The sequence below is a fragment of the Mycobacterium yunnanensis genome, from assembly GCF_025823185.1.
In the GTDB taxonomy this organism is placed as follows: Bacteria; Actinomycetota; Actinomycetes; order Mycobacteriales; family Mycobacteriaceae; genus Mycobacterium; species Mycobacterium yunnanensis.
The window spans coordinates 62,603-68,602 of record NZ_JACKVK010000010.1 but is presented as its reverse complement, the minus strand read 5'-3'; the positions used below and the strand labels follow the sequence as shown (position 1 = coordinate 68,602).

7 protein-coding genes and 1 pseudogene are annotated in these 6,000 nt (G+C 68.4%); 1 reads left to right on the top strand and 7 read right to left on the bottom strand.

The genetic code is table 11. From position 1 onward, the window contains the following. Positions 1-123 (top strand): annotated as a pseudogene (locus tag H7K45_RS19735) (IS481 family transposase); the annotation flags it as partial. Here the strand turns inward: H7K45_RS19735 and H7K45_RS19730 are convergent. The 7 genes from H7K45_RS19730 to H7K45_RS19700 form a co-directional block, all read right to left on the bottom strand. Continuing rightward, positions 120-1,064, bottom strand: a complete 945-nt coding sequence (locus tag H7K45_RS19730; RefSeq protein ID WP_263997649.1) for a GlxA family transcriptional regulator — start codon at positions 1,062-1,064, stop codon at positions 120-122. The pseudogene H7K45_RS19735 and the gene H7K45_RS19730 overlap by 4 nt on opposite strands. A 9-nt stretch (positions 1,065-1,073) precedes the next feature. Further along, a complete protein-coding gene (locus H7K45_RS19725; RefSeq protein WP_263997648.1) occupies positions 1,074-1,640 on the bottom strand; it encodes a carbonic anhydrase in 567 nt (188 codons plus the stop codon). A gap of 81 nt (positions 1,641-1,721) precedes the next feature. Next, positions 1,722-3,875, bottom strand: coding sequence for a heavy metal translocating P-type ATPase (locus H7K45_RS19720; protein ID WP_263997655.1), 2,154 nt, complete (start codon positions 3,873-3,875; stop codon positions 1,722-1,724). Between the two features lie 42 nt (positions 3,876-3,917). After that, positions 3,918-4,202, bottom strand: coding sequence for a DUF1490 family protein (locus tag H7K45_RS19715; protein ID WP_263997647.1), 285 nt, complete (start codon positions 4,200-4,202; stop codon positions 3,918-3,920). A 193-nt stretch (positions 4,203-4,395) separates the two neighbouring features. Beyond that, positions 4,396-4,749, bottom strand: a complete 354-nt coding sequence (locus H7K45_RS19710) for an ANTAR domain-containing protein (RefSeq protein WP_263997646.1) — start codon at positions 4,747-4,749, stop codon at positions 4,396-4,398. A 159-nt stretch (positions 4,750-4,908) separates the two neighbouring features. Beyond that, on the bottom strand, positions 4,909-5,382 hold the full coding sequence (locus H7K45_RS19705; RefSeq protein WP_263997645.1) for a hypothetical protein: 474 nt from the start codon (positions 5,380-5,382) through the stop codon (positions 4,909-4,911). Then, entirely contained in the window at positions 5,379-5,951 is a 573-nt protein-coding gene (locus H7K45_RS19700) for an RNA polymerase sigma factor (RefSeq protein WP_263997644.1), read from the bottom strand. The genes H7K45_RS19705 and H7K45_RS19700 overlap by 4 nt, the downstream gene beginning before the upstream one ends. Positions 5,952-6,000: the final 49 nt, after the last annotated feature.

Here is a 6,000-nt window from a genome sequence, read left to right as displayed (position 1 = left end):
GACCAACGCAACACCGCGCTACCGGGCTGGCTGCACTTCTACAATCACCACCGAGCCCACTCCGCCATCGGAGGCCGCCCACCAGTCACCAGACTGACCAACCTCCCTGGACATCACACCTAGGACTCGTTCGCCGGCCGCCGAAACGCGTTGCGATACGACGACGGCGTGGTCGACGCCTCCCGCGCGAGGTGCAGGCGAAGATTGGCGGCGGTCCCGAGCCCGGATCGACGGGCGACCTCGTCGACGCCGAGGTCGGTGGCCTCCAGCAAGCGACGCGCCTCCAGGACGCGCTGGGCGGTGAGCCAGCGCAGCGGTGGCATCCCGGTCTCCTCGCGGAAGTGCCGCGCGAAGGTTCGTGGTGCGTAACCGGCATGTCCGGCAAGGTGTTCCACGGTGATCGGCTGGTCGATCCGCGCGACGGCCCACGCGCACGTCTCGGCCATCCGCGATCCTCCGCCGGGCAGCGGCCGGGGCATGAACTGCGCCTGCCCGCCGGGGCGGTGAATGGCGGCGACCATCCGCCGAGCGACGTCCGCGGCGGCTTCGGCACCCTGGTCGTTGCGATACATGTGCAGACACAGATCGATGCCCGCCGCGATACCCGCGCTCGTCAGCACCTGCCCCTCGTCGACGAACAGCACGTCTGGTCGCACCGTCACCTCCGGGAACCGTGCCGCCAACTCGTCGGCATGCGCCCAGTGAGTGGTCGCCGTGCGGCCGTCGAGCAGCCCCGCGGCCGCCAACCCGAACGCCCCGATGCACACCGAGGCCATTCGGGCGCCGCGCGCGGCCGCGCGCCGCAGGGCGGTCGAGACGGCATCCGGTGGATCGTCGAGCGGCAGGAAGCCGGGGACGATCACCGTGTCGGCATCGTCGAGCGCCTCGAGTCCGACGGTGGCCGTGATGTCGAAACCCGTCGACGACGGCACCGGCCCGGGCCGCTCCGCGCACACGCTGAAGTCGTACAGATGCCGTTCGGTGTAATGACCGAAGATCTGCGCCGGGATGGCCAGGTCGAACGCGACGACCTGGGGCAGGGCGAGCGTCACCACCCGGTGCATCCTCGGAGCCTAGACCGACCTCGCCCGCGCCGAGGGCGACTGCGCTTCGACGACCGTGGTCAGCAGCCCCGTGTGAACGTCGTACACGTGGCCCGACACCGTGATTCCCGCCGACATCCGCCCGTCGGAGAGCAGCAGGTCGACGTCGTGGCGCACGGTGCGTTCCGGGTCGAGTACCGGCAGGCGGCTGAGCATTTCCTCGTCATAGCCGCTGCGTTCGGCGAATCCGGCACGAAGCGCGTCGTCGGCCAACAGCGTTGAGCCGCAGTCATCGTGGTGAATGATCGCGACTTCGAAGTACGGTCCCTGCGGTGCGATTCTGTCGACCAGATAGCCGATGTAGGCGACGTCCTGGATGACGGCGTCGGTGACCCGACCGCCGACGTTGCGCAACACGATGGCGTCGCCGAGTTCGATGCCCAGGAACGCGGCGGGGTCGGTTCGAGGGTCGACGCAGGTGATGACGAAAGAGGTCTGATGGGGGATGAACGGCAGGGTCGGGAAGCCGTTTCTGGCTTCGCGGCCGCCGTCGGCGAACGCGCGATTGCGTTCCAGCAGGGTGGTGAAATGGCTCACGACCGGCCTTCCTGATCGGGTACGTGATCCATGCTTCCCGCGGCCGGTCACCCCGGCGAGTGGCAGAACTGCCCAATGTCGTCAGATTCCTGCCGAGTGGTCTCCATCCCGGAGGGTCGCCGGGTTCGACCGGTCGCTCAACTGATCACGGATCAACCGGGAGCTGTTGGCTACGACCGCCACCGACGACGCGTTGTGCATGATGGCGGCGAGCACGGGCGACAGGGCGCCGCCGGCACCCACCAGCAGCCCAATCGCGTTGACCGCGATGGACATCGCATAGTTCTGCCGGATCACCGTCACCGCCCGGTCGCCGAGCATCCGGACGTCGAGCAGGCGTCGCAGATCGTCACTGGCCAGGGCGACGTCGGCGGTCTCCACCGCGACGTCCGTGCCGCCCAGTCCCATCGCGATGCCGATGTCGGCGGCCGCCAGGGCGGGAGCGTCGTTGACCCCGTCGCCGACCATGGCCACCACGTGCCCGTCGGCGCGCAGCGCCTGCACCACCTCCAGCTTGTCCTCGGGCAGCACTTCGGCGCGCCATTCCTCGATGCCCAACTCCGTCGCGACCGCACGAGCGGTCTCCGGGTGGTCTCCGGTCAGCATGACGACGCGTCGAACACCCTTGGCGCGCAAGGTCGTCAGTACCGACCGCGCCTCGGGTCGCACTTCGTCGCGCAGGCTGATCAGCCCGATCAACTGGCCGTCCACTGCGAGCAGCAGCGGCGTCTCGGCCCGCTGCTGCAGGAGAGTCACCCACTCGGCAGCCTTGTCGGTCACCTGCACCTCCTCGCGGTGCAGCAGCGACGGACTGCCGAGCAGCAGCGTGCGTCCGTCGGACTTGGTGCGCATGCCCAGCCCGACGATCACCTCGCACTCCTCGTGCGGCGGGATCGCGATGTGCCGTTCCTCGGTGGAGCGAATCACCGCCTCGGCCAACGGGTGTCGTGAGTGAATTTCCGAGCTGGCCGCATATGCCAGCACCTGCTCGGGCTCCCAGCCCGCGCCGAAGGCGACGACGTTGGTCACCACGGGCCGGCCGACGGTGAGGGTGCCGGTCTTGTCGAACACCACCGCGTCGACCCGGCCGGCTTCCTCGAGGTGGGAACCACCCTTGATCAAGATGCCGCGCCGCGCTCCGTTGCCGATCGCGGCGCTGATCGCCGTTGGCGTGGCCAAGCCAACCGCGCACGGACAGGCCACCAGCAACACGGTCATCGCTCGACGCACGTCGCCGGTCACGACGAGGCTCACGGCAGACACCAGGAACGACGCCGGCACGAAGCGTCGCGAGAAGTTCTCGCCCACGGTCTGAATGGGGGCCCGGTCCCGCTGGGCCTCCTCGACGCGCTGAATGATCCGCCCGATGGCGGTCTGGCTGCCCACGGCGTCGGCCCGCACGACGATGCGGCCCCGTGCGACCACCGAGCCGGCGTGCACGCGCATGCCGTCGGACACGGTGACGGGCAGCGTCTCGCCGGTGATGGCCGACTGGTCGACGACGGCCTGCCCGTCGACGACCTCGCCGTCGACCGGGATCGCGACCTGGTCGTGGACTACCACCAGATCGCCGACCGCGAGCGTGCCGATCTCGACCTCGATCTCGCTTCCGTCGGCCAACCGCACCCAGGCGGTGTCCTGGTTGCCCTGCAACAGATTCGAGATTGCGCGACGTGTCCGCCGCAGCGTCAGATCCTGCAGGTACTCGCCGATGTTGAGCAGCCAGAGCACCGTCAGCGCGACGACGTTCTCACGCAACACCAGACTCGCCACCGTCGCCGCCGAGACCAGCAGGTCGGTGCCCGCGGACTGCCCCCCGCGTAGCGCTTGCAAGGCCCCGCGCAGGAACGGATAACCGGTGATGACGGTCGCGCCGGTGGCGACGACGCGACCGGTCGGCCCCAGCAGCGCAGGGCGGCCGAAGACGTATCGCCGAGAACCCAACAGCAGCAAGGCAATTCCGCCGAGGACCATCCGGGCCACGTCGGCGTTGCCCACGTCGGCCGAATGCGGTGCACGGTAGGGTGCCGCGGCGGTGGGCGAATCGCTACGGGCGTCGGCGATGACGTCCAGAACGGCCGCGGCGTCACATCGCTTGGGGGAGTACCACACCACCACCGAGGCGGTTCGTGGGTACGCGTGCACCGCACGGACACCGGGAACCTTCGCGACCTCGTCCTCGAGTGACACCGCCAGCGCCGGGCTGCTACGAACCCACGGCGCATGGACCCGCATTCGCCCCGCGGCGTCGGACAGAACCGTCGGCGCCGTCACGGCTCAGTGCGCGTGGCCGTCGGAGGCGCCGTGGACCGCTGGTGGCGGGGCCTCTTCGCCGACGCGTTCGCGGGCTTCGGCGACCACGTCGGCCACCTTCAGCCTGGCACGTTCGGCGGCCTCCTCGGCCTTGCGGGTGCCCCGTAGCCCCCACGCCGTGGCTGCCACCGACGCCTCGTGCACCGGCGCCTTCGTGGCGGCTTTGCGGATCAGTTCATATGCCGCAACACCGACGGCTCCGGTGACCACCGTCGACGCCGCCTTGGCGACCATTCCGTGCAAGACCACACATCCTCCGACCACGCTTAATGACAATGACAATCATTCAACATAGTCGAAGGCCGACGAAGGCGTCGGTTAGCCCTGGTTGACGAAGAGGGGACGCCCTTGGTGGCTCTGGTCGGAACCACCAAGGGCTTGAGGTCATCACACCCCGGGATGTGACCCCTCCGCTTGTGTTGCTACCCAACTGGCTGGGCAGCTACGCATCCGAACGCGTTTCGGGGTTCGCGGACGGCACCCGGAGGTGGGCGGTGAGCAACAACCGGTCGTGCTCGATCCGATCGGGAACGGGGTTGCGCTTACCGAGCTCCGAGATGTCCTTGACCACCTGTTCGGCGAGCAGCCGAAGCTTGACGTTGTGTTGCTGGGACTGCCAGCGAAGCAGGTCGAACGCACCGTGCTCGTCCAAGCCGTAGATGTACATCAACATGCCCTTGGCTTGTTCGATGAGGGCGCGCTGCTCGGCGATGTCACGCACCGCCTCGGAGATTCGCGCCTCGTCCTCCGGCTGCGGTGCGCCGGACGACCGGTGGCCGTCGGTCGCGGTACTCATTCATCCTCCCGTGCGAACGACTCCTACGTGCGTGGCCAACATCGGGACGAGGCACGGGTATTCCGCCGTCGCCAGGATGTCGGGCAACGTCGACGATTTTCCGCCGGGACGCGGATCGTTTCAAGCGTCACCGCGCGATGACGCTCTCAACTGGGATGATCAGGCGCCGAGCGGATCACCGGTGACGACGTCGGTCACGGTCACGTCGACCGGCCCCTGTCCGACCGTCTGCCCGAGGAGGTCGGCGACGACGTCGAGAGTGGTCACCCGGATGTGATCGGCGAGCTGTCGCAGATCGGTTCCGTAGCTACCGGTGAGCTCGATCGTCACCCCGCGCAGCGTCTTGCTCTCGTCGTCCATGTCGAACGTGATGCGCGTCGGAGCGCAGAGGTAGCGCTGCCGCAGTTCGACGGCCAAGGTACTGCGCAACACGTGGTCGCTGACGAAGAGCCGACCGCGACCACCCATGCCGGGCGGAGTTTGCGCCACCAACGGGTGTCCGCCGGTCCTGGCGGTGCTGCGGATCGAGGAGATGACGCGCCCGGCGATGGCGTTCCACCCGGGCTCGGGCGCCGACCGAAGGAATTCGATCGCGCGAAACAGCGGGTCCGGGGGCGGGGGCGGAGAACTCATTGCCACCTTTCCAGTCGGGCGCGCAGTGTTGCGGTGGCGCGGAAATGATGGCCGCGTGCCGCGTCGGGACTCATGTCCAAGGCCGTCCCGATCTCGGGGAACGTCAAGGATTCTATTTCGCGGAGTACCCAGGATGAGCGCTGACGATACGGGAGCTCGGACAGGGCCGCCTCCAGTGCAACCAGGAACGCCGAGTTAGACGCCGCGGTGAACGGGTCCGAACTGCGCTGTGGAGCCGGGATCGCCTCCATGAGCTGGTCGTCGATCGGCTGGGCGCGCTTGACGCGATAGTTGTCGGTGATCTTGTGCGAGCAGATCGAGAACAACCACGTCTTCAACGACGACCGGCCTTGAAAGGTCTCGAGCTGGCGCCACGCGGCGATGAACGTGGCCTGCACGACGTCGGCGGCGTCGGCCTCGTTGGCCAGCAGCCTGCGTGCGTACCGATGCAACGGCGGGCCGTACCGGTGGACCACCACTTCGAAGGCCTCGCGGTCGCCGAGCGCCGCAGCGTGGAGCAGGGCGGCGTCGCCCGCATCGGCGATCCGTCCGCCGGTGCCTGTCGTCACGCACGCTCCCAACACGTCCGCACACCCGATCTCGAAGGGGGTCGGGATG